Genomic DNA, 26270 nt, shown 5'->3' with positions numbered 1-26270 from the left:
GCCCTTGGCGGCTGGTCGCCGAGTATAGACAGTTAGGCTCCTAATGACAACGGAAAGACCTTCACCTAAGGACTAATTGCCGCACCCCCCGAAAAGGCGTAAACAGGCAAATTTTTCCGGCAAAACAGGGGCTTGGAGGAGCCAAACTTCTCCGATTGTGCAAATTGACATTCGGATTTATCTCTCTATAGTGGTGCGGGCCCTGCGTGGGGGGTCGTACAGATGATTTCAAGCATAAATAGGAGGCCATCATGGCTGACAAAAAAGCGCAGTTGATCATCGAGGGCGCTGCCCCCGTCGAACTGCCTGTCCTCTCCGGCACGCTGGGTCCCGATGTTGTCGACGTGCGGGGCCTGACCTCCACGGGTCACTTCACTTTCGACCCCGGCTTCATGTCCACCGCCTCCTGCGAGTCGAAGATCACCTACATCGACGGTGATAAAGGTGTACTGCTGCATCGCGGCTACCCGATCGAACAGCTCGCCGAGAAGTCCGACTACCTGGAAACCTGCTACCTGCTGCTCAACGGCGAACTTCCGACTGCCGAGCAGAAGGAAAAGTTCGTCGGCACCATCAAGAACCACACCATGGTTCATGAACAGCTGAAGACCTTCTTCAACGGTTTCCGCCGTGATGCGCACCCGATGGCCGTGATGTGCGGCGTGATCGGTGCGCTCTCCGCCTTCTATCACGACTCCCTGGACATCAATAATCCGAAGCACCGGGAAGTCTCGGCGCATCGTCTGATCGCCAAGATGCCGACCATCGCTGCCATGGTGTACAAGTACTCCAAGGGCGAGCCGATGATGTACCCGCGCAACGACCTGAACTATGCAGAAAACTTCCTGCATATGATGTTCAACACCCCTTGCGAGACCAAGCCGATCAGCCCCGTGCTGGCCAAGGCCATGGACCGCATCTTCATCCTGCACGCCGATCACGAGCAGAACGCCTCCACCTCCACCGTGCGCCTGGCGGGCTCCTCGGGTGCCAACCCGTTCGCCTGTATCGCCTCGGGCATCGCTGCCCTGTGGGGACCGGCCCACGGCGGTGCCAACGAAGCCGTTCTGCGCATGCTGGACGAGATCGGTGACGTGTCCAACATCGAGAAGTTCGTGGCCAAGGCCAAGGACAAGAACGATCCGTTCAAGCTGATGGGCTTCGGTCACCGCGTGTACAAGAACTTCGACCCGCGCGCCAAGGTCATGAAACAGACCTGCGACGAGGTTCTCCAGGAGCTGGGCATCAACGACCCGCAACTGGAACTGGCCATGAAGCTGGAAGAAATCGCCCGCCACGATCCCTACTTCGTGGAGCGCAACCTCTACCCGAACGTGGACTTCTACTCCGGCATCATCCTGAAGGCCATCGGCATTCCGACCAGCATGTTCACCGTGATCTTCGCCCTGGCACGTACCGTGGGCTGGATCTCGCACTGGCAGGAAATGCTCTCCGGTCCGTACAAGATCGGCCGTCCGCGTCAGCTGTACACCGGCGCCACCCAGCGCGACTTCGTGGACCTCAAGGCCCGCTAAGCGCTACGGCGTACGAGAAAAGGCCGCCTTCGGGCGGCCTTTTTTATTGCCGCGCTTCGCCTTCCTGCAGGAGCGAGCCCCGCCGACGCGCCACGACAGGAACGAAAAAGCCGCCCGAAGGCGGCTTTTTCATGCAAGGCAACGACAGCGCCTATTACTTCTCGGCGGCGCTGCGCAGGCCCTTCAGGGTGTTCATCGGCGCATCGACCACGAAGCTGTTGGCCAGCCAGGACGGGATGCTGCCACCCGGCTCGGTCTGCACCTGGTAGGTCACTTCGGTCACGCCGGCGCCCTTGGGGACCAGCTTCCACTCGCCGATCAGCTTCGGCACGCGGATTTCGCCCTTCTCTTCCGGGATGTAGGTCGGCTCGGCCTTCAGGTGACGGATCAGGCCGCCGTCGGCGGTCTTCTCGGTGGTCACATGGATCACCACGTCGCGGCCGGTCACCGGCCAGGGCATGTCGATCTTCGAGTAGGTCCAGGAATTGTCGCCTTCGGTCTTCAGCAAACGCATCTCGGCGCAGGCATGGATCCACTTGCAGGAACCGGCCACGTCTTCCTGCAGGGCGTTGATCTTGGCCACGTCGGCCTTGATGTCGACGACGCCACGGTAGGCCTTGTACTTGGAGCCGGCCACAGGGCTGAGGAAGACCTTCACGCCGTCTTCTTCCTTCTCCAGCTTCCAGTCTTCCGCCAGGGCAGTGCCGGCAAAGCCCATCACGGCAGTGGCCAGCAGGGTCATACGCAATACACCACGCATCGTCTTACCTCTCTTTATTCTTGATCTTGTGGGGGCAGCAAACGCCGCCGCCCCGTCGCAATCCGCGGTCTTGAGCGGGTCGGGGCGTCAGTATGGACCGCGAAAACGTGACTTCCAAGTCACATCAGGCGGCGGTGATGCGTTCCCACTCGGTGAGGATCTGCAGGGCCTGCTGGTTGCTGCTGCCGCAGGCGTCGGCGTCCGCATCGAAGACCGCACAGACCTTTGGACGCCGCGAGTCGCCGAATAGTTTGCACAGATTGCGTTCATCGAGCTGCACGCAGCGGACGCCCGCCGGCTTGCCGTCAGGCATACCGGGGATGGGCGAGGAAATCGACGGCGCTATGCAGCAGGCGCCACAGCCGATACGGCATTGCATGGATGAACTCTCGACAGGGAAATCATGGACTGGAGCGCAGCATCCCCTGCTTGCGCAGGGCCGCCACCAATTGCTCGCCATCGGTGGAGCCGGCGCGATAGAACACCGCCGGCTCGCCAATCGGCGCGGGAACCTCGACCGTTCCGCCGGCAGCGACTTCAAAGGTCGCACCGCTCCACAGATGCACCCAGCGCCCCTCGGGCAACGCCACGTTCAGACGCTGCACGCCAGGCTCCAGCACCGGGGCCACCAGAAATTGGTCGCCGAGCATATAGCTCGTCGGCGTTTCCGCCAAGCTGGCCGGATCAGCGGGGAACTCCAGCCAGAGCGGGCGCGCCAGCGGCCAGCCATGCTGCGCCGCCTCTTCCATCAGGCGCTGGCGGTACGGCGCCAGCTCGCGGAACACCGTGGCGAAGCGCTGCAACTGCGCCACGGTCGCTGGCGAACTGTAGGCCTGTACGTTGTCGTCCGGGCGGTTGCCCTCGTGGGTGCGCAGCAGGCTGGTGAAGGCGGAGAATTCCATCCAGCGCAGCAGCAGTTCCTCGCTGCGGTGGTAGTTCCTGATCGGGCTGCTGATGGTGGTGTAGCCGCCGGTGTCGCTGTGGTCCAGGCTGAAACCGGATACTCCGCCCGACAGCAGCCCCAGCAGCGCACTGTGCAGGCCGTCGTCGGCATCCCAGGTCACCAGTTGGTCGCCCAGCCACATACTGGTGGTCAAGCCAGGGCTGCGGCTGTACGCGGAGCGCATGAAGAACAGCAGGTCGCCGGCGCCCTCCTCCTCCACCAACTGCCGGTTCAGCTTGGCCCACAGCTCCGGATAGCGATTGTGCACGACGGAAGCCGGCTCACCGGAGGCCAGCTTCGCCTCGTAAGGCAACGCCTCGCCGAAGTCCGCCATCCAGCCGGAGAAGCCCGCGCCGAGCATCTCCTTGCGCATCACCCCGCGCAGCCAGTCAGCCGCCCGGGGGTTGGTCAGGTCCACCAGGCCGGCGCTGAAGCTGGTGTTCTGCAACAGCAACGGCTGCCCCTGTTGATCCAGGGTCAGGTAGCCGTGTTCCAGCGCTTCACGGTAGAGGTTGCGGGTCGCCCCGCCCTTCTCAGCCGTATCCACCAGGAAGGGATTCACATAGGCCAGGCTGCGAATGCCCTTGGCCCGCAGTTCAGTGTTGAACGCCAACCAGCCCGGATAGCGCTCGCCATCCAGCACCCAGTTCCACCACAGTTGCTTGCCGAAGCTGGTGGTGCGCTGGCCGACCCAGTCCTGCACCCAGACGCCCGCCAGCGGCACCTTCGCCTGCTCGAATTGCCGGACGATGCCGCGCACGCGCTCGGTGCCGCCCTGCAGCCCGAGGATCGCGCCCTGCTGGGTCCAGGCCGGCAACGGCGGCATGCGCCCGACCACCGAGGTGTGCGCCTCGATCAGCGCCTTGGGGCTGCTGCCTTTATAGAAGTGGGCCTGGAGCTTGCCAGCATGCACCTCCAGCGCCACGCGCTGGTCGTCGCGCAGGTCGAAGACCTGGTACTCCGGCGCCTCGCTGAAGAAGCCGTGCAGGCGCGAGGTGAGATAGAAAGGCACCGGCGCGTAGGTGGTCCACCAGTCGCCACCAGCACGAGCACTGAGGTCCGCGGCCAGGGTGATCGGTTGAAGACCGCGCCCCACGCCCTGCTCCTGCACCAGGATCGGCAGCCGCCGCCCGCTCAGGTCGAAGCGGGTGAATTGCTCGCCGAAGCCATGGAGCTGCTCGTCCGCCTCCCGTGCCCAGGCCAGATAGAGGCGATTCAGCGCCGGATCAGCCAGGCTCACGTCCATCACTACGCCGCGCTCGCCGTCGGCGCGCAACGAGAAGGTATAAGGAGCTTGCCGGCCATCGGCACAACCGAGCGTACCGGCGATCAGCAACCTGTCCGCTTCAGCGCGCACGGAGTCCAACTGTTGCTGGCGACACAGCAGCTCGCGGTGTTCGCGGACGAACATCGCGCCGCGATGCTCTTCGGCATCCACGCGACCGATGCCCGCGGCCAGGAATCCGCCACGGGTCTGCCACAGCGTCTGCGCAGGATGTTCGCCCGCGCGCAGGGCGAAGGACGCACCGTCCCACTCCAGGCGATAGTCACCCAGCGGCCAGTTCTGCCCGGCAGCCATGGCCGGAGCCACCGTCAGCTGCGCCCAGACCGACCGCTGCTGCCACCACTGCCAACCTTTCCAGCCGCCGAACGCCAATACCCCCAGCGCCAGCAGCGCCGCCGCTCCCCGCAATACGAACCTGATCAATATCCCGCCCCTTGGCTGTCGCGTCGCGCATCCACTAGGCTCAGGCGCAGTCCCCTTCTGGAGCCGCTGCCATGCCGGTCTGGCTGTAAACCGCGTTTCTTCTGTCACTCTCCAACCTGTTCATGACCTTCGCCTGGTACGGCCACCTGAAAACCCTGAGCAGCAAGCCGTGGATCATCGCGGCGCTGGTCAGCTGGGGCATCGCACTGTTCGAATATCTGCTGCAGGTGCCGGCCAACCGCATCGGCTACACGGTGATGTCGGTGGGGCAGCTGAAGATCATGCAGGAGGTCATCACGCTGGCGGTCTTCGTGCCGTTCAGCGTGTACTTCATGCAGCAGCCACTGAAGCTCGACTATCTATGGGCCGGCTTGTGCCTGCTGGGCGCGGTGTACTTTATCTTCCGCGCCTGAGGCGATCAGGAGCGGCGCACGACGATCTCTGCGACCGATGGCGCCACCTGAGGGGGAGAAACGGATCAGGCCTCGGGCGATTCCTGAAGGCGGGTGATCAGGCTGGAAGTGTCCCAGCGCCCGCCGCCGGCGGCCTGCACCTCGGCGTAGAACTGGTCGACCAGCGCCGTCACCGGCAACTGCGCGCCGTTGCGGCGAGCCTCATCCAGGACGATACCCAGGTCCTTGCGCATCCAGTCCACCGCAAAGCCGAAGTCGAAGCGACCTTCCAGCATGCTCTGGTGACGATTCTCCAGTTGCCAGGACTGCGCGGCGCCCTTGCTGATCACTTCCATCGCCGCCATACCGTCGAGGCCGGCGCTCTGGGCGAAGTGCAGCGCCTCGGACAACCCCTGCAGCAGGCCGCCGACGCAGATCTGGTTGACCATCTTGGTCAACTGGCCGCTGCCCACCGGGCCCATGCGCCGCACCATGCGCGAATAGGTGGCGATCACCGGCTCGGCGCGGGCGTAGAGGTCAGCGTCGCCGCCGACCATCACCGTCAGCGCACCGTTCTCGGCGCCGGCCTGGCCGCCGGAAACCGGCGCATCGAGGAAGCCCAGCTCGCGCTCGGCCGCCGCCACCGCCAGCTCGCGGGCCACTTCGGCCGAGGCGGTGGTGTGGTCCACCAGCACGGAGCCGGGCTGCATGCCGGCCAGCGCGCCATCCTCACCCAGCACCACACTGCGCAGGTCGTCATCGTTGCCCACGCAGCACATCACGAAGTCGGCCCACTGCGCGGCCTCGCGCGGTGTCTGCGCCGAGCTGCCGCCGAACTGCTTGACCCACTGGGCGGCGCGGCTCGCGGTGCGGTTGTAGACGCACACCTCGTGCCCTTCGCGCGCCAGATGCCCGGCCATGGGGTAACCCATCACGCCCAGGCCGATGAAAGCCACTTTCGCCATCGCAGTCCCCTTGTCCGATCAAGTCGCTCAGCCTAGCACAGCGGTTTGCCGGTCCCGCAAACGCCTTCCATACTCGATTCGAACCCAACCACGAGCACCGACTATGCCCCACTGGCTGGTGATCGACCTGGAAGCCACCACCGAGGAAGGCGGCTGGCCGGTCGAGGAAATGGAGATCATCGAGATCGGCGCGAGCCTGGTTGCCGAGGCCGACGGCCGCGAGCTGGACCATTTCCAGCGTTTCGTCCGCCCGCAGCGACGCCCGCTGCTGACGACCTTCTGTCGCGAACTCACCCACATCACCCAGGCCAATGTCGATGCCGCCGCGCCGCTGCGCGAGGTCTGGCCGCAGTTCGAGCGCTGGCTCGCCCAGCACAGCCCGCGCCTGGCCGGCTGGACCAGCTGGGGCGACTACGACCGTCACCAGCTGGAACTGGAATGGCGCCGCCAGCACCTGGACAGCCACCTGTCCCGCGTCCCCCACGTCAACCTCAAGCAGCGCTTCGCCCAGGCCCGTCAGCTCAAGCGCCAGGTAGGCCTGAACGCCGCGCTGCACCTGGCCGGCCTGCACTTCCAGGGACAGCCGCACCGCGCCCTGGAGGACGCCCGCAATACCGCCCGCCTGCTGCCGCTGACCCTGCCCGTCGCCGGCTGAAGCCGCAAACTCATCGTCGATTCAGCGCCGACCTGGCACTGACCGCACGGTCGCCTGCGCCGCTCTAGTGACGGGGCCTGCGGCCTTGGGCATACTGGCGGGCCCTTTTTCACCCCTCTAGCAGGAGAAGCCCATGTTCAAGGTCAACGAGTACTTCGACGGCACCGTCAAATCCATCGCCTTCGACATGACCGCAGGCCCCGCCACCATTGGCGTGATGGCTCCCGGCGAATACGAATTCGGCACCAGCCAGCTGGAGGTGATGCACGTCGTCGCCGGCGCACTGACCGTCAAGCTGCCGGGCAGCGACAGCTGGGAAACCTTCGAAGGCGGCAGCAACTTCACCGTGCCGGCCAACAGCAAGTTCCAGCTGAAAGTCGCCCAGGACACCGCCTACCTCTGCGAATACCGCTGAGTTCGGCGCGTCATGAAAAGCCGGCCCTGAGGGCCGGTTTTTTATTGCCTGCGAAAAGACCGGGCGAACTCTCGGTACTCGAGCGAGCCCTCTCCCCCGCCCTGGCTGCGCGCCCCGCTCCAAAGGGAGAGGGAGTGGATTGTGCCGGCTGATACCTCAGCTTCATCCTGCACCGAACGGTCCCCTCTCCCCTTGGGAGAGGGTTAGGGTGAGGGGAAGCCCAGGCGCAGAGTTCCAGGCAGCTTTGTCTACGAAATGCACCCTCGCAGCCCGACCTCAAGATCCACCCGCAACCCCGCATCCTTCTCCGCAATGAACACCAGCCGCGAGCCCTGCGCCGCCTCGGCCGCAGTGGCCGGGCACAGCTGATAGCGCCCGCCGACATATTGCAGCCAGACCGTCTCGCCCTGTCCCGCCAGGCGAATCAGCCCCTTGAGGCGCAGCAGGCCGCGAGGCAGTGCCTCCAGCCATTGTTTCAACCGCGCGCCATCGAAGCTCGCCTCGCCCTGCCAGCTCCAGCTGTCGAACAGGTCGCCATGGTCGATGCCTTCCTGCCCATGGGGCCGCAGCTTGCGCGACGGCTCACCGAGCAGCAACGCGTCGGGAATCTGCGCCTGGATAGTTTCCAGCACCCGCGCGCCCCGGCCGAAACGCTCGCGCTGGCTGGCGCGCTCGTCGGCGTCCAGCAGGTCGCACTTGTTCAGCAGCAGCAGGTCGGCGGCGGCGGCCTGCATGCGCTCCAGTCGCGCATACTCGCCTTCCAGCGGTTCCCGGCGGGCAGCATCGACCACGGTGAGCACCGCATCCAGATGCAGACGCCGGCGCAGCTTCGGGTAACCCAGCGTCTGCACGATGCGCTGCGGGTCGGACACCCCACTGCACTCGATCACCACCTGCTCCAGCGGCGGGTGCATAGTCGCCAGGCGCTCCAGCTGCGCCAGCAGGTCGTCCTGCACGCTGCAGCAGATGCAGCCGTTCTCCAGGCTGTACACCGCCTCGGTCTGCTCGGCGATCATCCCGGCATCGATGTTCAGCTCGCCGAAATCATTGACGATCACCGCCAGGCGCCGGCCTTCGCAGCGCTCCAGCAGGTTGCGCAGCAGCGTGGTCTTGCCCGCGCCGAGGAAGCCGGCGACCACCGTCACCGGGATGCTCGCGGCGTTCATGCGTTGACGCCTTCGATGCGCGGCGGTTCGCCCTGCCACACCGCCGCCAGGGCGGTATCGCTGAACTGGCCGAGGCGGTCGTACACCGGGCGGCCTTCGACGAAGGTCAGTTGCACCTCGGTGCGGTGGATGAAGTTGCGCGCCGGCTGCTCGAACAGGTTGCGGTCGAGCACGATGAAGTCCGCCGACTTGCCAGCCTCCAGGCTGCCGGTGAGCTTCTCCAGGCCCATGGCATAGGCGCCATTGAGGGTCGCCACGCGGATCGCCTGCTCCAGGCTGATCGGCTCGCCGAAGCAGGCCGGGTCGTCGTTCCACGGGTTTTGCCGGGTGACCAGGGTTTCCAGCGCCAGCCAGGGGTCGATGGATGCCACCGGCCAGTCGGTTCCGAATACCGCGATGCCGCCGGCGGCCAGCACGCCCTTGAAGTCGTAGATGCGCTTCAGCCGATCCGTGCCGTAGCCCGAACGCGCGCCGCTGGCGAAGGGCGTCGGGTACCAGGCTGCCGGGGAGAACTCGGCGATCACTTCCAGCTCGCGGAAGCGCTTGAGGTTGCCCGGATGCAGGATGGTGCTGTGCGCGCACTGGTGGCGCACACCGCTGAAACCATTGCGCCGGCGCGCTTCGGCCACCGCATCGAGGAACACGTCGGACGCCGCATCGCCAGTGCAGTGGGCGATGACCCGGATGCCACGGCTGTCCATGTCCACCACCATGTCGGTGATGTGCTCGGGCGTCAGGTTGAGCTTGCCGCGCCAGGCGTCCTCGCCCGGCCAGGGTGTAATAAGGAAGGAGGAGCGCGGCTCGACGGTACCGTCGAAGTGGAACTTCACAGCGTTCGCCGACAACCGTGCGCTGCGATAGTAGTGACGCTCGCCGCTGAGCAGCTCCCAGCGGCGGCGCACCGGGAAGATGTCGTCCTGCCAGCTGATCGCTGCTTCCACGCGCAGGGTCAATTGGCCGGCGTCGTCGAGGTACTTGAGGGCGTCCAGGCGGTTCTCGCAGACGTGCAGGTACTTGGCCGCGGTGACGCCGCGCGAGCTCTGGAAGTGCACGCCCTCGCGGTAGGACTGGCGCAGCACCTTCGCCGGGGTCGGCGGCATGGCGGCGTGGATCAGCGCGTAGGCGCCGTCGATCATCAGACCGTTGGGCTCGCCGGTCAGCTCGTCGCGCTCCAGGTAGCCGTTGCGCGGGTCGGCGGTGCTGGCGTCGATACCGGCCAGTTCCAGCGCGCGGGAGTTGACCATCATGGTGCCCCACATGCGGTCGAGCAGCGCCACGGGGCGATCCGGCAGGATACTGTCGAGCCACTCGCGGCCCGGCTTCAGCCCGGCTTCGCGGAAGGTGTAGCGCACCCAGTACTGGCCGTAGACCCAACCGTCACCGGGATGGCTGGCGGCGTAATCGAGGATGGCTTTTGCAAGCTGCTCCGGGGTCGGGTCCTCGATGCCGACGTCGAGGTCGTCGGCGTAACGCGGGTTCAGCGCCAGGTCCGGGTGGGTGTGCATGTCGTGCAGGCCGGGCATGCAGAACGCGCCTTCGAGGTCGCGCACCAGGGTGTCCGGGCCGATCAGGTGCTCCATGTCCTCGCGACGGCCCACCGCCAGCAGCCGGCCATCGCGGATGGCCACGGCCTCGGCCCAGGGCTGGGCGGGGTCGAGGGTATAGAAGCGGCCGTTGTGCAGCAGCAGTTCGGCGAAGCGCTCGGTGGGGGAGTTGGAGGAGCGGAAGCGGTCCGGAGCGGTCATGGGAAGCCCTTGTTGTTCTTGTCCATGGAGGCAGTATAGGGCTCGGCTTTCGGCCATCGGCTAGCATAAGATGACAACTCACTAGCATCAGACGACAGCTTGAGCCTGCGCCATGCCCACCGCGTCCTTCGACATCGATTACGCTGCCCGCCAACTGTTCCGCCACTTCCTCGACGAGTGGCGCGCACGCCCCACCCTGCCGGCGCTGGCGCCCTTGCTGGGTGGCCTCGGGCTGCCCAGCAACAGCGAAGCGGCGGCCGCCGAGATGAACTTCGCCCGCTATTACCGCCTGCTGCAGCAGGCCGCCGGGCTGCTCGGCCCGAGCGACTTCTTCCTGCGCCTGGGCCAGCGCTACAACCTCTATGACCTGGGGGTGATCGGCTACGCGCTGATCAGCGCGGCCAACCTGCGACGCTCCTGGGACATCTCGCTCGGCCAGCCGTCGAGCCTGATGCCCCACCCGATCCACACCCACCGCGAGGAAGTCGGCGAGCACATCCGCCTGACGCTGCAACTACCGCCCTTCGGCGAGGTGGAACGCATCGCCCTCTGCGAGGAGTGGCTCAGCAGTACCTGGCGCTGGCTATGCCAGCGCCTGCCGAACCTGGAGGCCTGCACCGGCATGCAACTGCACCTGCCCTACCCGCCACCCGCCCACGCGGCCCTGTATGGCGAGCTATTCCCCGGCCCCAGCCAGTTCAATGCCGGGCAGGCCGAGCTGTGGATGCCGAAGGCCTTCCATGACCAGCCCTTCTCCACCGCCAACCCGTCGGTGAGCCGGCTTTGCCAGGCCCAGGGCGCGGCAACCCTGGCCAGCTTCGAACGCGGCCCGGCGCTGCCGGACGATGTGCGCTACTACCTCCTGCAGAACGCGCGCATCCCGCTGCCGGACCTGGAGCAGACCGCCGCCTGGCTGCGTCTGCCGCCGCATACATTGCAGCGCCGGCTGCGCGAGCACGGGCTGACCTTCAAGGGAATCGTGCTGGAGGTGCGGATGGCGCTGGCCCAGCGTTATCTGCTGGCCAGCCGGATGGCGCTGCAGGAGATCGCCTTCCTGCTCGGGTATGAGCACGTCACCAGTTTCCACCGGGCTTTCCAGCGGTTCACCGGGACAACGCCGGAGCGCTTCCGCGCCGACGCCGGGAAGGACTCCCTGTAGGAGCGGGCCATGCCCGCGATCGCGCCCATGGGGCGCTCCTACAGGGAGAGTCCTGCGATCAGACCTCTTTCTCGCAATTGATCATCCACGGCACCCCGAAACGGTCCTCCAGCGCGCCGAACAGCTCGGCCCAGAAGGTCTGCTCCAGCGGCATGGTAACCTTGCCGCCCTGGCCGAGGGCGTCGAAGATGCGCCGCGCTTCGGCCTTGGTGTCGACGTTGAGGGTGATCGACACGCCCTTCACGCCCTCGTACTGGCCGCACTGGGGCGAGGCGTCCGAGCCCATCAGCACGTGGCCGCCCACTTCCAGGCGAACGTGGATGATGCGGTTCTTCAGCGCCTCGGGCATGTCCTCGCAACCCGGCGCATCGGAGAAACGCATCAGGTGCGGCAGCTCGCCGTGCAGTACTTCGGCGTAGTGACGGAAGGCTTCTTCGCAGTTGCCGTCGAAGACCAGGTAGGCATTCATCAACATGGCGGATTCCTCCAGGCTCAGGATTTGCTGGCGATTTCGGCGCGCAGGCGTTCTTCCTGCTCGCGCAGTTCGGGGGTGAATTCGGCGCCGAAGTCCTCGGCTTCGAAAATCTGCCGGATTTCGATCTCGGACTCGCCGTCGAAGGGATTGGGCGAGCGCCTGACCCAGTCGATGCACTCCTGCAGCGACGCGGTCTGCATGATCCAGAAGCCCGCGATCAGCTCCTTGGTCTCGGCGAACGGGCCGTCGATCACCTGCCGCGACGCGCCATCGAAGCGCACCCGCGCGCCCTTGACACTGGGGTGCAGGCCTTCACCGGCCAGCATCACGCCGGCCTTCACCAGCTCCTCGTTGTAGGCTCCCATGGCGGCAAGCAGCTCTTCCTTGGGCATCACACCGGCTTCGGAGTCGGCGGTGGCTTTGACGATCACCATGAAACGCATGGTCTTTCTCCTCTTGTTGTCATTTTCAGCGTGGCGGCCGGTTGCTTCCGGTTCCTGACGAGTAGTCGAAGGGCGCAACGACAGATCGACAGGCCACGCGAATTTTTTTTCGAGCGGGGCGACGGGGCTTTTGAGCATAGGTCGCGCCAGGGTTCCCGGAGGCGATATGGGAAAATTCGCTATGGACGCTCGGGGGCAGTGCCCTTAGAACGTGCCGCTCAGCAAACTCCCGGCGGTCCCATGCAGGTTCAGCTCATCCCCGTCATCGAAATCTTCTACCTGGTCGACTCCGTTCCCTTGCCGTCCCACGGGCCGTACTGGGACCACGTGGCAGGCTGGCGTGATTACCATGAGCGCAACCTGCGGGCCAACGGCTTCAGTCCGCGACTGCGACCGTACCTGCAGGGCAGTGCGTTCCATCGCATTGCCGAGCTGAGCGACACGGACATTTCGCGGTTGGTCCGCCTGCACTGCGCCGAGGGCCTGGAAGGCTCCGGAGACTGGCGCCAGGTTCCGCCCCTGTCTGGCGGCTACGTGTTGCGGATCGGCGATCTCGACGTCCTGTTCCCGCAATGCTGCAGCGACCTAGGCGACATGCACAGCTGGAAGCGCATCGCCGCCGGCAAGGGCGCCTACCTGTACAGCGGCCATCCCTCTCCCGATATCAATCAGCACAACCAGTCCGTCAGCTTCGACTTCAACGGGCCGGGCGAGACCTTCATCCCGCCGCCGCCGCTGCATTCGGTCACGGTGCCGCTGTCCGCGCTGACCCGCGCGGTGCAGGCGGCCGACCGCGAGCTGAGGATCTTCGCGGCTCGCCTGGATCTGCTGAACGCCAACCAGTCCATGGGCATACCCGACATCGAGACGCTGCTCATTCGCGGACACTGAAAACCCGCTCTGGACAGCTCCGCCCACGCTCCCTAGATTCAGTCCTTTTCGCACCATACGGAGCATCGCCCCATGAGCCTGGAATCGGTTCGCGCCTTCTTCGCCGAAAAGGCCCCCGACATCGCCATCATCGAGCTGGAAACCAGCACCGCCACCGTGGCCCTGGCCGCCGAGGCCCACGGCGTGGAGCCGGGCCGTATCGCCAAGACGCTGTCCCTGCGCGTCGGCGAACGCACCGTGCTGGTGGTGGCCCGCGGCGACGCGCGGCTGGACAACCGCAAGCTCAAGGAAGCCTTCGGCGGCAAGGCCAAGATGCTCGGTGCCGAGGACGTCGTGGCCCTGACCGGCCACCCGGTGGGCGGTGTCTGCCCGTTCGGCCTGGCGACGCCGTTGCCGGTGTATTGCGATGTGTCGCTGCAGGCGTTCGACGAAGTACTGCCGGCGGCCGGCGCGGTGCACAGCGCAGTGCGGATCGAACCGCAGCGCATGGCGCAGCTGGTGGCGGCGGATTGGATCGACGTCTGCCAGGAACTGGCCTGAGGGTTTTTGATGCCCATGCCTCCTGACCTGTAGCACGCAGGGCGCATAACCCGGAACGGGTTATCCACCGATGCCACAATGGCGGATAACGCTGGCGCGTTATGCGCTTACTGAATGCTCGCGATATCCAGCCCGCTCTGGGCGTATCGCGATTGATGGGTATCGCTGCGCTCCACGCCATCCTACGTTGATGCTCTGTGTGGCTGGGAACTCTGATCGCCGAGAAGCTTCGCTCCCGCAAGACCAATCGCTGCTCCAGAACTGTTGACCCAGCAACACCCGCCCAACACTTTGCTGCGTGCCCAGCGCCCAAACTGTTGGACAAAATATTCAAGCCATTGAATTCAAAGGGTTTTAATTTGCGGCACAGCTTGTGCAATGACCTCATCAGTCAGACCCGAACGCCGGGTCGAATCATCTGCCGAGGTCGCTGTACTGCCATGCCCCCACTCCCCGAATCCGCCCACTACGACATCCGCGAACCCAACGCGCAGTGGATCGTCTCCGACGCACAAGCCATCGAAGTCGCCCACAAGGTCGCCGCGTTCCTGCTAGAAGGAGCCGCCGAACGCGACCGCAACCGCGTCGTCCCGCCCGAGGTCATCGAGGTCTACTCCAACAGCGGCCTGTGGGGCATCACCGTGCCCCGCGAGTTCGGCGGCGCCGAGGTGTCCTATGCGACCCTCGCCGAGGTCATCGCCATCGTCTCCGCTGCCGATCCCTCGCTGGGCCAGATTCCACAGAACCACTACTGCCTGCTGGAAGACATCCGCCTGCAGGGCAGCGACGAGCAGAAGCGCTTCTTCTTTGATCTCGCGCTCAAGGGCAACCGCTTCGCCAACGCGCTGTCGGAAACCGGCGGCAAGAACGTCCAGGACATCCAGACCCGCCTACGCCACGACGGCGACAGCGTGCTGATCGACGGCCGCAAGGGCTACTGCACTGGCTCGCTCTACGCCCACTGGATCGGCGTGCTCGGCCTGGACGAACAGAACAACGCCCAACTCGCCTTCGTCCCGCGCGGCACGCCGGGGCTGGTGATCGTCGACGACTGGGCCAGCATCGGCCAGCGCACCACCTCCAGCGGCACCGTGCTGGTGGAAGGCCTGCGCGTACCGGCGTTCAACGTCTTCCCCACGCACCGCTCGTACGACGTGCCGACCCTGGCCGGCCCGTTCGCGCAGATCACCACCGCCGCCATCGATGCCGGCATCGCCCGCGCGGCGCTGCGCGACACCATCGCCTTCGTCCGCGAGCAGGCGCGCCCGTGGATCGACGCCGGCGTGGAAAAGGCCAGCGACGACCCGCTGACCATCATCCAGATCGGTGAACTGGGCATCCGCATCGAAGCCGCCGACGCCCTGCTGGAACGCGCCGGCAAGGTGATGGACGCCGCTCGCCCGGCGCCGGACGAAGACAGCGTGGCCCGCGCCTCGGTCGCCGTGGCCAAGGCCAAGGTGCTGACCACCGAGGTCGCCATCGAGGCCTCGAACAAGCTGTTCGAACTCGGCGGCACCCGCTCCACCCTCGCCCGCCACGGCTTCGACCGCCACTGGCGCAACGCCCGCGTGCACACCCTGCACGACCCGGTGCGCTGGAAGTACCACCTGGTCGGCAACTGGCTGCTCAACGACAAGCGCCCGCCGCGCCACGACTGGAATTGAGGACGCGCGATGAGCAAGCAGATCCGTCTCAACGCCTTCGCCATGAACTGCGTCGGCCACCTTTCGCCCGGCCTCTGGCGCCACCCGCGCGACCAGCAGGCCGCGCGGTACACCGACATCCACTACTGGATCGAACTGGCGAAAACCCTCGAACGCGGCAAGATCGACGGCCTGTTCCTCGCCGACGTGCTGGGCGTGTATGACGTCTACCACGGTAACGCCGACGCGGCCCTGCGCGCCGGCGCGCAGGTGCCGGCCAACGATCCGCTGCAGATCGTCCCGGCCATGGCCGCGGCCACCGAGCACCTGGGTTTCGGCATCACCGCCTCGGTGTCCTTCGAGCACCCGTTCCCCTTCGCCCGGCGTATCTCCACGCTGGACCACCTGACCCGTGGCCGCGCCGGCTGGAACATCGTCACTTCCTACCTCAACAGCGGCGCGCGCAACCTGGGGCTGAAGCAACAGCTCAACCACCAGCAGCGCTATGCCCTGGCCGAGGAGTACCTGGAGGTCTGCTACAAGCTCTGGGAAGCCAGCTGGGATGAAGACGCGGTGGTCGCCGACCGTGCGAGCGGCATCTACGCCGACCCACGCAAGGTGCACCCCATCGAGCACAAGGGCGAGCACTTCGAAGTACCCGGCTTCCACCTGAGCCAGCCGTCGCCGCAGCGCACACCAGTGCTTTACCAGGCCGGCGCATCGAGCCGGGGCAAGGCGTTCGCCGCCGGCAATGCGGAGTGCGTGTTCGTTGCCGCGCCGACCAAGCGCATCCTCCGCGACCAGGTGGCCGACCTGCGCCGCCTCGCCGTGGAAGCCGGCCGCGAGCCGAGCGACGTGCTGGTGCTGAACCAGCTCACCGTGATCGTCGCACCGACCGACGCGGAGGCCCTGGCCAAGCTGGAAGACTACCGCCGCTACAGCGACCGCGAGGGCGCCCTGGCGCTGGTCTCCGGCTGGACCGGCATCGACTTCGGCCAGTACGCGCCGGACCAGGTGTTGCGCCACGTACAGAGCGACGCGATCCAGTCCGCGGTGGACGCCTTCAGCGCTGCCGACCCGGAGCGCCAGTGGACCGCCGCCGAGATCGCCGACTACTGCGCCCTGGGTGGCGACGGCCCGCTGCTGGTGGGTTCGCCGCAGACCGTGGCGGACGAGTTGCAGGCCTGGGTCGAGGAAACCGACGTCGACGGCTTCAATCTCTCCAGCCTGGTGGCGCCGGAGACCTTCGTCGACATCGTCGACCTGCTGGTGCCCGAGTTGCAGGCGCGTGGGCTGTTCAAGCGCGAGTACGAACAAGGCACCCTGCGCCACAAGCTGTTCGGCCAGGGCGACCGCCTGCGCGCGCCGCACCGTGCGGCGAAACTCAGACGAGGTGGCGTCTGATGGACGGCTGGTTCCGCAACCTCGACTGGCACGATCTCGCCCAGGCCTGCCTGGACACCCTCGCCATGCTCGGCGGCGCACTGGCCTTCACCGTGTTGCTGGGGCTGCCGCTGGGCGTGCTGCTGTACCTCACCGGCAAGCGCCAGTTGCATGCCAGACCCGGCCTGTACCGCGCTCTCTCGGTGGTGGTGAACATGCTGCGCTCGCTGCCATTCATCATCCTGCTGATCGTGCTGATCCCGGTCACCACGCTGATCACCGGCACCTCGCTGGGCGTCGCCGGCGCGATTCCGCCGCTGGTGGTGGGTTGCACGCCGTTCTTCGCGCGGCTGGTGGAAACCGCCCTGCGCGAAGTCGACCGCGGCCTGGTGGAAGCCACCCAGGCGATGGGCGCCAGCACCTGGCAGATCATCTGGCACACCCTGCTGCCGGAAGCGCGCACCGGGCTGATCGCCGCCGTGACCGTCACCGCCATCGTGCTGGTGGACTACACCGCGATGTCCGGCGTGATCGGCGGCGGCGGTCTCGGCGACCTGGCCATCCGTTTCGGTTACCAGCGCTTCCAGACCGACGTGATGATCATCACCGTCGCCCTGCTGATCCTGCTGGTGCAGGCCCTGCAGATGAGCGGCGACCGTCTCGTGGTGCGCTACACCCGGCGTTGAATTCCCCGCCCACTCCCCCACCGGGAGCGGCACTTGCGATCCACCCGCCGGCAGCCGGGCCCCGCTGCCATCAAGGCCCCACGTCCACACCACGACGGCCCACCCACTACTGCCAAGGAGCAACACCCATGAAAAAGGCCATCGCCATTCTGGCGGCCGTCGTCGCCTTCTCCGCCCACGCGGGGGAGAAGCTAGTGGTCGGCGCCACCCCGGTGCCCCACGCCGAGATCCTCGAGTTCGTCAAACCGGAACTGGCCAAGGAAGGCGTCGACCTCGATATCAAGGTCTTCACTGACTTCATCCAGCCCAACCTGCAGCTCGCGCAGAAGAACCTCGACGCCAACTACTACCAGTACCGTCCCTTCCTCGATGACTTCAACAAGACCCGCCACACCGACCTGGTGCCGGTGGTAGGCATCCACATCGAGCCCTTTGGCGCCTACTCCACCAGGTACAAGTCCCTTGCCGAGCTGCCCGACGGTGCCAGCGTGGCTATCCCCAACGACCCGGTGAACACCGGCCGCGCCCTGGTGCTGCTGGCCGAGAGCGGCCTCATCAAGCTCAAGGACCCGAGCAACCCGCAGTCCTCCGAGCGCGACATCACCGACAACCCCAAACACCTGAAGATTCGTGAGCTGGAAGGCGCCCTGCTGGCCCGCGCGGTGAAGCAGGTGGACCTGGCGTTCATCTTCGCCAACTACGCGCTGGAGGCCGGGATCGACACCAAGAGCGCGCTGATCGTGGAGAAAGGCAAGGACCTCTACGCCGAGTTCCTCGTCGCCCGCCCGGACAACATCCAGGACCCGGGCATCCAGAAGCTGGCCAAGGTGCTGAATTCGCCGGAAGTCCGCCAGTTCATCCTGACCCGCTACAAGGGTGAGATTGCGCCGGCGTTCTGATGCGAGATCGGACGCGGGGGCGTTTAACCCTCTCCCCCCGCCCTCTCCCGCAAGCGGGAGAGGGAGCTAAAAGCCCGCCAGCTGAAGCAGCTGTATCAACGCACACGGACAGCCCCTCTCCCTTCAGGGAGAGGGTTGGGGAGAGGGAACCTCCCGCACTGCAATAACCACAGGAAACCGCATGACCGACGAATCCGCACCCAAGGACCTTCGTGACCAGGCGCCCCGGCAACTCCCGGCGCGCCGCATCGACAACGACGCCCAGGCCATCGACGCCGCCCACGAAGTGGCCCGCCTGGCGAAACCCGGCGCTGCCGCCCGCGACCGCGAGCGCGCACTGCCCTGGCGCGAGCTGGAGCACTTCACCGCCCTGGGCCTGGGCGGCATCAGCATTCCCCGCGAGTACGGCGGCGCGCAGGTTTCCTACGCCACCGTGGCCGAAGTCTTCCGCGTGATCTGCGCCGCCGACCCGGCGCTGGGGCAGATTCCGCAGAACCAGTTCGGCCTGCTCAACGTGATCGACAACGTCGCCAGCGACGCGCAGAAGCGCGTACTGTTCGGCGGCGTACTCAACGGTCGGCGCATCGGCAATGCCGGCCCCGAACGCAACACCCGCAACACCCTCGAACTCAAGGCACGGCTGCGGCCCGACGGCGAACACTTCCGTGTCAGCGGCGAGAAGTTCTATTCCACCGGCGCGCTGTTCGCCCACTGGGTCGCGGTGAAGGCCATCGATGAGCAAGGCCGCGCGGTCATGGGCTTCGTCGAGCGCGGCGTGGAAGGCCTGCGCATCGTCGACGACTGGTCCGGCTTCGGCCAGCGCACCACCGCCAGCGGCACCGTGCTGCTGGACAATGCCCCCGTTGCCGGTTCGCTGGTGATCCACAACGGCCGTCTCGCCGACGTGCCGAACATCCAGGGCGCCGTCTCGCAACTGATCCAGGCCGCCATCGATGCCGGCATCGCGGCGAACGCCCTTGAAGATGCCATCGACTTCATCCGCACGCGCACCCGTCCCTTCATCGATGCCAACGTCGAGCAGGCCAGCGAAGAGCCCTTCACCATCGCCGAGATCGGCCGCCTGCAGGTCGAACTGCACGCCGCCGAGGCGCTGCTGGAGCGCGCCGGCCATGTGCTCGACGAAGTCAGCGCACGCCCCATCGACGACGAGTCCGCCGCCCGTGCCTCCATCGCCGTGGCCGAGGCCAAGGTGCTGACCACCGAGGTCAGCCTGGCCGCCAGCGAAAAACTCTTCGAGCTGGCCGGCAGCCGCGCCACCCTTGCCGAATTCAACCTCGACCGCCACTGGCGCAACGCCCGCGTGCACACCCTGCACGACCCGGTGCGCTGGAAGGTCCAGGCGGTCGGCGCCTACCACCTCAACGGCGCACGCCCCGCGCGTCATTCCTGGATCTGAGGAGCGCCGATGAACAGCCTCGTACAATCTCCCGCACAGATCGCCCCCATCCACATCATCCGCAGCGACGACGAAGCCCTCGACGTCGCCCGCACCCTGGCCGCCGACTTTCGCGAGGGCGCCATCGTCCGTGACCGTGAGCGGCGCTTGCCCATCGACGAACTGGAGCGTTTCAGCCGCTCCGGTCTGTGGGGCATCACCGTGCCGCGCGAGCACGGCGGCGCGGGGGTTTCCCGCGTCACGGTGGCCCGTGTGATCGCGATCATCTCCGCCGCCGACGGATCGCTGGGGCAAATTCCGCAGAACCATTTCTATGCCGTCGAGCTGCTGCGGGTGAACGGCAGCGAAGAGCAGAAAGCCCGCCTGTTCGCCGAAGTGCTGGCCGGCGTGCGCTTCGGCAACGCGCTGGCAGAAATCGGCACGCGCACCGCCCACGAGCGCACCACCCGTCTCAAGCGCGAAGACGGCCAACTGCGCATCCATGGCCGCAAGTTCTACTGCACCGGTGCGCTCTACGCACAGCGCATTCCGACCCTGGTGATCGATGACGACGGCGTCCAGCAGTTCGCCTTCATCGCGCGCGACAGCCAGGGCGTGGAGGTGATCGACGACTGGTCCGGCTTCGGCCAGCGCACCACCGGCAGCGGCAGCGTGGTGTTCGATGGCGCGCCCGTGAGCGAGGACGACATCGTGCCGTTCCAGAGCGCCTTCGAGCGTCCGACCACGGTCGGCCCCTTCGCACAGATTCTCCACGCCGCCATCGATGTCGGCATCGCCCGTGGCGCCTATGAAGATGCTTTGGTGTTCCTGCGCGAAAAGGCGCGGCCGTGGATCGACGCGGGCGTGGACAAGGCCAGCGACGATCCGCTGGCGATCAATGAAATCGGCCGCCTGGCAATCCGCTTGCACGCCGCCGAAGCGCTGCTGGATCGCTCGGGCCGCGTGCTCGATGCCGCCACTGCCGAGCCAAGCGCCGAGAGCGTCGCCGCCGCCTCCATCGCCGTGGCCGAGGCGCGGGCGATCACCACCGAGGTCTCGCTGCTGGCCGGCTCCAAGCTGATCGAACTGGGCGGCAGCCGCGCCAGCCTCGCCGAGCTGGGCCTGGACCGCCACTGGCGCAACGCCCGCGTGCACACCCTGCACGACCCGGCGCGCTGGAAGTACTTCGCGGTGGGCAATTACTACCTCAACGACCAGCTGCCGCCGCGCCGGGGGACCCTATGAGCCAGAAGCAGATCCTCCTCAACGCCTTCAGCATGAATTGCGTCGGCCACATCAACCACGGCCTGTGGACCCATCCGCGCGACCGCTCCAGCGACTTCAACAAGCTCAGCCACTGGACCGACCTCGCCCGCCTGCTGGAGAAAGGCCTGTTCGACGGCCTGTTCCTCGCCGACATCCTCGGCGTCTACGACGTCTACCAGAACGGCATCGAACTCACCGCCAGGGAAGCCATCCAGCTGCCGGTGAACGACCCGCTGATGCTGGTCTCGGCCATGGCCGGGGCAACGGAGCACCTGGGCTTCGGCATCACCGCGAACCTCACTTACGAGGCGCCCTACCCGTTTGCCCGGCGACTCTCCACGCTGGATCACCTGAGCGACGGCCGGGTCGGCTGGAACATCGTCACCGGCTACCTGGAAAGCACCGCCCGCGCCATGGGCCAGGACCGACAGATCGACCACGACCGTCGCTACGACCGCGCCGACGAATACCTGGAGGTGCTCTACAAGCTCTGGGAAGGCAGCTGGGAAGACGATGCCGTCGTCGCCGACCGCCAGCGGCGCATCTACGCGCAGCCGGCCAAGGTGCACAAGGTCCGCCACCACGGCGAGTTCTTCGACATCGAGGGTTACCACCTCAGCCAGCCGTCGCCGCAGCGCACGCCGCTGCTGTTCCAGGCCGGTGCGTCGAATCGCGGGCTGGCCTTCGCCGCACGCCACGCCGAGTGCGTGTTCGTCTCGGCGCAGACCCGCGAGGCCACCCGCGTGCTGGTGGAGCGCATCCGTCAGGCGGCGGTGGATGCCGGCCGCCGGGCGGACGACATCAAGGTATTCATGGGCATCAACGTCATCGTCGCACCGACCGAAGCCGAGGCCCGCGACAAGCTCGCCGAATACCGCCGCTTCGCCAGTGCCGAGGCCGGCCTTGCACACTTCGCCAGCACCACCGGCATCGACTTCTCGCGCTACGCACTGGACGAGCCGATCCGCTACGAGAAGACCAACGCCATCGAGTCCGCCACCAAGGCGCTGACCGTCGCCCGCACCGACGCCACCGTGCGCCAGTTGCTGGAACAGCTCGCCCTCGGTGGCCGCTACACCACGCTGGTCGGCGACCCGCTGCAGGTGGCCGATGAGCTGCTGGGCTGGATCAACGAGGCCGGTCTGGACGGCTTCAACCTTACCCGCACCGTGGAGCCGGAAAGCTACGCCGACTTCATCGACCTCGTGGTACCCGAACTGCAGAACCGCGGCGCCTACAAGACCGCCTACGCGGACGGCACGCTGCGGGAAAAACTCTTCGGCGCCGGCCGCGCCCGACTGCCCGCGCGGCACGTCGGCGCAGGCTTTCGCCAGGCAACCGCCACTGGAGCGACTCCAGCTTTCTCGCTTTGACGATCGGCTTAAAAAATCACAAAGGATTCGTTGCCATGCATGCACGCTTCAAACTGGCCCTCGGGCTCTCCTTCAGCCTCCTCGCCGCCGGCCTCGCCCAGGCCGCCGACACCCTGCGCCTGGGCACCACCGCCGCCTTCGCCCCACCGCTGGAAGTGGCGGTGAAGGAAGCCGCCGAACAGGGCCTGAAGGTCGAGCTGGTGGAGTTCACCGACTGGAACGCACCGAACATCACCCTCGACCACGGCGACATCGACGCCAACTACTTCCAGCACACGCCCTTCCTGGAGAACGCCAACCGCGAGGGCGGCCTGCACCTGAAGGCGTTCGCGCCGGGGATCATCAACAACGTCGGCCTGTACTCGACCCGATACAAGGCCATCGCCGACCTGCCCGAGGGTGCCAAGGTCGCCATCGCCAACGACCCGATCAATGGCGGCCGTGGCCTGCAGCTGCTGCAGAAGGCCGGGCTGCTCAAGCTCAAGGATGGCGTCGGCTACAAGGCGACACTGGACGACATCGTGGCCAACCCCAAACACCTCCAGATCATCGAGCTGGAGGCCGTGCAGCTGGTCCGCGCGCTGGACGACGTCGATCTCGCCCAGGGCTACCCGCATTACATCCGCCTGGCCGGGACCCTCGATCCGAACAGCGCGCTGCTGTTCGATGGCATCGAGAACCGCGAGTACGTCATCCAGTTCGTGACCCGCGATGACTACAAGGACCCGGACGGCAAGCTGAAGAAATTCGTCGATCTCTACCAGCACTCGCCGCAGGTCCGCGCCGCGCTGGACAAGGCCCACGGTTCGCTCTACCAGCCGGGCTGGCAGTAAACGCGCCAGCATCACCGCTGGCGCGCTATTTCGTAGGGCGGATAACCTGTTCCAGGTTATGCGCCCTACGTTCCGGCCGCGCCGAAATCTCCGGCAAGAACCGCAATTGCCGAACACACCGAACCAGTCCCCTCTCCCTTCAAGGAGAGGGTTAGGGAGAGGGCAAAGCGCCCGCTCCGAACTACCGAACAGGCCCCCACCATGGTCAGCTTCAACCGCAATCTCGAACTCGCCACCCAGCACATCGCCCTGCGCGGGCTGGGCAAGACCTACGCCGGCCACCACGGCCCGGTGGAAGCACTGAGCGACATCGAACTCGCCGTCCGCCGTGGCGAAGTGTTCGGCATCATCGGCCGCAGCGGCGCCGGAAAGAGCTCGCTGATCCGCACCCTCAACCGCTTGGAACAACCCAGCGTCGGCCAGGTACTGATCGATGGCGAGGACATCGGCACCTTCGACGCCCAGCAACTGGTCGGCCTGCGCCGTCGCGTCGGCATGATCTTCCAGCACTTCAACCTGATGTCGGCCAAGACGGTGGCGCAGAACATCGCCCTGCCCCTGCGCGTGGCCGGCGTGCCCAAGGCGCGCATCGCCGAGCGAGTGGACGAGCTGCTGCAGCTGGTGGGGCTGGAAGACAAGCGCCACGCCTACCCGGCGCAACTCTCCGGCGGGCAGAAGCAGCGCATCGGCATCGCCCGCGCTCTGGTGCACCAGCCGGAAATCCTGCTCTGCGACGAGGCCACCTCGGCGCTGGACCCGGAGAGCACCCAGGCCATCCTCGCGCTGCTGCGCGACATCAACCGCCGCCTGGACCTGACCATCGTGCTGATCACCCACGAGATGGCGGTGATCCGCGAAATCTGCGACCGCGTGGTGGTGCTCGAACGCGGGCGCATCGTCGAACAGGGCGACGTCTGGGAAGTCTTCGGCAACCCGCAGCACGAGGTCAGCCGCACCCTGCTCGGCTCGCTGCAACAGCACCTGCCGCCTGACCTGCTGGCACGGCTGGAGCATCCCTCGGACAACGAAGTGATCCTCGACCTGCACTACACCGGCGTACGCGAACAGGAGCCGGACCTGCTGGCCATCGCCCAGGCCCTGGGCAGCCGCATCAGCCTGCTGCACGGCGGCATCGAGCGCATCCAGGGCCGCGCCCTCGGCCGGCTTCTGCTGAGCGTCGCAGCACCCGCCGCCAGTGCCCCGCAACTGCTCGAACGTGCCCGCGATGTAGCCGACAGGCTGGAGGTGCTCACCCATGCCTGATCGCCTGCTGCAAGGCCTGCTCGACACCCTGCTGATGATCGGCGCGTCCTCGGCCATCGTCCTGCTGGTGGGCATCCCGCTGGCCCTGGTGCTGGTCACTACCGGGCCCGGGGGGATCTTCCAGGCGCGCCTGGTCAACCAGGGCCTGGGCAGCGTGGTCAACGTGCTGCGTTCGATCCCGTTCCTGATCCTGATGGTCGCGCTGATCCCCTTCACCCGGCTGATAGTCGGCACCAGCTACGGCGTGTGGGCGGCAGTCGTGCCGCTGACCATCGCCGCGACGCCGTTCTTCGCGCGCATCGCCGAGGTCAGCCTGCGCGAGGTCGACCACGGCCTGATCGAAGCGGCCCAAGCCATGGGCTGCCAGCCCCGGCACATCATCTGGAACGTGCTGCTGCCCGAGGCACGACCGGGCATCGTCGCCGGTTTCACCATCACCCTGGTGACCATGATCAACTCCTCGGCCATGGCCGGCGCCATCGGTGCAGGCGGCCTGGGCGACCTGGCCTACCGATACGGCTACCAGCGTTTCGACACCCAGGTGATGCTCACCGTGATCATCCTGCTGGTCGCCCTGGTGACCCTGATCCAGTTCGGCGGAGATCGCCTCGCGCGCTGGCTCAACAAGCGGGCGTGACGTTCGTCGGCTGGACTCGGCGCAACCCTGCCCCCACGCGGGTTGCGTCTAACCTGACAACACACCCGCCCCTCCGTGCCCCGGCACAGCTCGTGGATGCGTGGCGTCCCTGTGCTCACTGCGGAGGCGTTCGTCATGGCCAATCCCCTTTCCACCCTGGGCATCGTGCATACCGCCATCAGCCTGGTACCACTGGTTGCCGGGTTGTGGGCTTTCTACCAGGCGGGGCGCATCGATCCGCGCAGCCCGGCCGGACGCTGGTATGTCTACGGAATGATCCTCGGCGTGCTGACGGCCTTCGGCCTGTCCAGCACCGGCAGCTTCAACGCCGGCCACGCCATCGGCATCCTCTGCCTGATTGCCATCGCGGCAGGCAGCTACGCGCAGCGGATCAGCGCGCTCGGCGGGCTGCGCGAATATGTGGAAACCGGCGCGATGAGCTTCAGCTTCTTCCTGATGATGATCCCCACGCTCAACGAGTCGCTGTCCCGGCTGCCGCCGTCCAGCCCCATCGGCCAGGGCCCGGACTCCCCCCCGGTGCAGACGGCGGTGATGGTTGCGCTGCTGGTGCTGGTGGTCGGCGTGCTCTACCAGTTCTACCGCATCCACCGTCGGCGCATGCCGCCGGCACGCCCGGCGCACTGAGCGTCTATGCTGGCGGACTCCCGCCTCGGAGCTCCGCCATGACCGTCCGCCGCATCGTCGCCAACCTCGCCACCGGCCAGCCTGCCGAGGTCGCGCGTTTCTACCGCGAGCTGTTCGACCTCGACGTGGTGATGGACCACGGCTGGCTGATCACCCTCGCCAGCGGCGACAGCGCGCTGGCGCAGATGAGCCTGGCCAGCGAAGGTGGCTCCGGTGCGCCGGTGCCGGACCTGTCCATCGAGGTGGACAATCTCGACGAGGTGTACGAGCGCGCCCACGCGGGCGGCCACGAGATCACCTACGCACTGACCGTCGAGCCCTGGGGCGTGCGGCGCTTCTTCCTGCGTGACCCGTTGGGGACGCTGTTGAATGTGCTGGAGCACCGCTAGCCACTGACCGTTCGTCACTCCCGCCTTTGCTCGCCCCTCTTTCCCGGCAAACCGCCTGGGGCGAC

General features: G+C 66.5%; 27 protein-coding genes. 19 read left to right on the top strand and 8 right to left on the bottom strand.

What is annotated here, in order from left to right; translation table 11 throughout:
• The first annotated feature begins 251 nt into the window (after positions 1-251).
• Positions 252-1535, top strand: a complete 1284-nt coding sequence (gltA, locus tag IB273_RS01840; RefSeq protein ID WP_045208034.1) for a citrate synthase — start codon at positions 252-254, stop codon at positions 1533-1535.
• Positions 1536-1689: 154 nt separating this feature from the next.
• Here gltA and IB273_RS01835 read toward each other — a convergent pair whose 3' ends face one another.
• From IB273_RS01835 to IB273_RS01825, 3 genes are all read right to left on the bottom strand, one after another.
• Positions 1690-2295, bottom strand: coding sequence for an START domain-containing protein (locus tag IB273_RS01835; protein WP_138216627.1), 606 nt, complete (start codon positions 2293-2295; stop codon positions 1690-1692).
• Between the two features lie 124 nt (positions 2296-2419).
• Positions 2420-2674 (bottom strand): YkgJ family cysteine cluster protein, encoded by a 255-nt coding sequence (locus IB273_RS01830; protein WP_192223064.1) that lies wholly within the window; start codon positions 2672-2674, stop codon positions 2420-2422.
• A gap of 22 nt (positions 2675-2696) precedes the next feature.
• On the bottom strand, positions 2697-4946 hold the full coding sequence (locus IB273_RS01825) for an alpha-glucosidase (RefSeq protein ID WP_192223063.1): 2250 nt from the start codon (positions 4944-4946) through the stop codon (positions 2697-2699).
• 101 nt (positions 4947-5047) lie between these two features.
• Here IB273_RS01825 and IB273_RS01820 point away from each other — a divergent pair, with 101 nt between their 5' ends.
• A complete protein-coding gene (locus IB273_RS01820) occupies positions 5048-5359 on the top strand; it encodes a DMT family protein (protein WP_225610106.1) in 312 nt (103 codons plus the stop codon).
• Positions 5360-5424: 65 nt separating this feature from the next.
• On the opposite strand, the gene IB273_RS01815 is transcribed toward IB273_RS01820, so the two are convergent.
• Positions 5425-6303 (bottom strand): NAD(P)-dependent oxidoreductase, encoded by an 879-nt coding sequence (locus tag IB273_RS01815; RefSeq protein ID WP_192223062.1) that lies wholly within the window; start codon positions 6301-6303, stop codon positions 5425-5427.
• A gap of 103 nt (positions 6304-6406) precedes the next feature.
• Here IB273_RS01815 and IB273_RS01810 point away from each other — a divergent pair, with 103 nt between their 5' ends.
• The gene (locus IB273_RS01810; protein WP_045208048.1) at positions 6407-6958 is read left to right on the top strand and encodes an exonuclease domain-containing protein; all 552 of its coding nucleotides are present in this window, start codon (positions 6407-6409) and stop codon (positions 6956-6958) included.
• A 133-nt stretch (positions 6959-7091) separates the two neighbouring features.
• On the top strand, positions 7092-7373 hold the full coding sequence (locus tag IB273_RS01805) for a pyrimidine/purine nucleoside phosphorylase (RefSeq protein ID WP_024765480.1): 282 nt from the start codon (positions 7092-7094) through the stop codon (positions 7371-7373).
• Between the two features lie 248 nt (positions 7374-7621).
• Here the strand turns inward: IB273_RS01805 and IB273_RS01800 are convergent, their stop codons facing one another.
• Together IB273_RS01800 and IB273_RS01795 are read right to left on the bottom strand one after the other, a co-directional pair.
• A complete protein-coding gene (locus tag IB273_RS01800) occupies positions 7622-8539 on the bottom strand; it encodes a CobW family GTP-binding protein (RefSeq protein WP_192223061.1) in 918 nt (305 codons plus the stop codon).
• The gene (locus IB273_RS01795; RefSeq protein ID WP_081516694.1) at positions 8536-10284 is read right to left on the bottom strand and encodes an amidohydrolase; all 1749 of its coding nucleotides are present in this window, start codon (positions 10282-10284) and stop codon (positions 8536-8538) included. Before IB273_RS01795 ends, IB273_RS01800 begins: the two co-directional genes overlap by 4 nt.
• Before the next feature lie 112 nt (positions 10285-10396).
• Here IB273_RS01795 and IB273_RS01790 point away from each other — a divergent pair, with 112 nt between their 5' ends.
• Positions 10397-11443 (top strand): AraC family transcriptional regulator, encoded by a 1047-nt coding sequence (locus tag IB273_RS01790; RefSeq protein WP_192223060.1) that lies wholly within the window; start codon positions 10397-10399, stop codon positions 11441-11443.
• A gap of 58 nt (positions 11444-11501) precedes the next feature.
• On the opposite strand, the gene IB273_RS01785 is transcribed toward IB273_RS01790, so the two are convergent.
• Both IB273_RS01785 and IB273_RS01780 read right to left on the bottom strand, forming a co-directional pair.
• Positions 11502-11918, bottom strand: coding sequence for a VOC family protein (locus IB273_RS01785; RefSeq protein ID WP_081516692.1), 417 nt, complete (start codon positions 11916-11918; stop codon positions 11502-11504).
• A 17-nt stretch (positions 11919-11935) separates the two neighbouring features.
• Positions 11936-12361, bottom strand: coding sequence for a YciI family protein (locus IB273_RS01780; RefSeq protein WP_045208059.1), 426 nt, complete (start codon positions 12359-12361; stop codon positions 11936-11938).
• Positions 12362-12601: 240 nt separating this feature from the next.
• On the opposite strand from IB273_RS01780, the gene IB273_RS01775 reads away from it, so the two are divergent.
• From IB273_RS01775 to IB273_RS01710, 14 genes are all read left to right on the top strand, one after another.
• Positions 12602-13252 (top strand): hypothetical protein, encoded by a 651-nt coding sequence (locus tag IB273_RS01775; RefSeq protein ID WP_192223059.1) that lies wholly within the window; start codon positions 12602-12604, stop codon positions 13250-13252.
• A 72-nt stretch (positions 13253-13324) separates the two neighbouring features.
• Positions 13325-13792: a YbaK/EbsC family protein gene (locus tag IB273_RS01770; protein ID WP_045208063.1), complete on the top strand. Its 468-nt coding sequence runs from the start codon at positions 13325-13327 to the stop codon at positions 13790-13792.
• A 440-nt stretch (positions 13793-14232) separates the two neighbouring features.
• Positions 14233-15456 (top strand): SfnB family sulfur acquisition oxidoreductase, encoded by a 1224-nt coding sequence (locus tag IB273_RS01765; protein WP_192223058.1) that lies wholly within the window; start codon positions 14233-14235, stop codon positions 15454-15456.
• 9 nt (positions 15457-15465) lie between these two features.
• Positions 15466-16839, top strand: a complete 1374-nt coding sequence (locus tag IB273_RS01760) for an LLM class flavin-dependent oxidoreductase (RefSeq protein WP_192223057.1) — start codon at positions 15466-15468, stop codon at positions 16837-16839.
• A complete protein-coding gene (locus tag IB273_RS01755) occupies positions 16839-17504 on the top strand; it encodes a methionine ABC transporter permease (protein ID WP_081516688.1) in 666 nt (221 codons plus the stop codon). The genes IB273_RS01760 and IB273_RS01755 overlap by 1 nt, the downstream gene beginning before the upstream one ends.
• 128 nt (positions 17505-17632) lie before the next feature.
• Positions 17633-18403, top strand: a complete 771-nt coding sequence (locus IB273_RS01750) for a MetQ/NlpA family ABC transporter substrate-binding protein (RefSeq protein WP_192223056.1) — start codon at positions 17633-17635, stop codon at positions 18401-18403.
• A 181-nt stretch (positions 18404-18584) separates the two neighbouring features.
• Positions 18585-19820, top strand: a complete 1236-nt coding sequence (locus IB273_RS01745; RefSeq protein ID WP_192223055.1) for an SfnB family sulfur acquisition oxidoreductase — start codon at positions 18585-18587, stop codon at positions 19818-19820.
• Between the two features lie 9 nt (positions 19821-19829).
• A complete protein-coding gene (locus tag IB273_RS01740) occupies positions 19830-21044 on the top strand; it encodes an SfnB family sulfur acquisition oxidoreductase (protein WP_192223054.1) in 1215 nt (404 codons plus the stop codon).
• On the top strand, positions 21041-22438 hold the full coding sequence (locus tag IB273_RS01735) for an LLM class flavin-dependent oxidoreductase (protein ID WP_192223053.1): 1398 nt from the start codon (positions 21041-21043) through the stop codon (positions 22436-22438). Before IB273_RS01740 ends, IB273_RS01735 begins: the two co-directional genes overlap by 4 nt.
• A 35-nt stretch (positions 22439-22473) precedes the next feature.
• Positions 22474-23271, top strand: a complete 798-nt coding sequence (locus IB273_RS01730) for a MetQ/NlpA family ABC transporter substrate-binding protein (protein WP_081516683.1) — start codon at positions 22474-22476, stop codon at positions 23269-23271.
• 201 nt (positions 23272-23472) lie between these two features.
• Positions 23473-24534, top strand: a complete 1062-nt coding sequence (locus tag IB273_RS01725; RefSeq protein WP_192223052.1) for a methionine ABC transporter ATP-binding protein — start codon at positions 23473-23475, stop codon at positions 24532-24534.
• On the top strand, positions 24527-25171 hold the full coding sequence (locus tag IB273_RS01720) for a methionine ABC transporter permease (protein ID WP_081516681.1): 645 nt from the start codon (positions 24527-24529) through the stop codon (positions 25169-25171). Before IB273_RS01725 ends, IB273_RS01720 begins: the two co-directional genes overlap by 8 nt.
• Positions 25172-25306: 135 nt before the next feature.
• The gene (locus IB273_RS01715; RefSeq protein WP_225610061.1) at positions 25307-25816 is read left to right on the top strand and encodes a hypothetical protein; all 510 of its coding nucleotides are present in this window, start codon (positions 25307-25309) and stop codon (positions 25814-25816) included.
• Positions 25817-25854: 38 nt separating this feature from the next.
• The gene (locus IB273_RS01710) at positions 25855-26205 is read left to right on the top strand and encodes a VOC family protein (RefSeq protein WP_081516679.1); all 351 of its coding nucleotides are present in this window, start codon (positions 25855-25857) and stop codon (positions 26203-26205) included.
• Positions 26206-26270: the final 65 nt, after the last annotated feature.

Source organism: Pseudomonas sp. PDM19, assembly GCF_014852215.1.
Classification (GTDB): Bacteria; Pseudomonadota; Gammaproteobacteria; order Pseudomonadales; family Pseudomonadaceae; genus Pseudomonas.
Note: the sequence above shows the minus strand (reverse complement) of the source record. Positions and strands in the feature narration are given on the sequence as shown.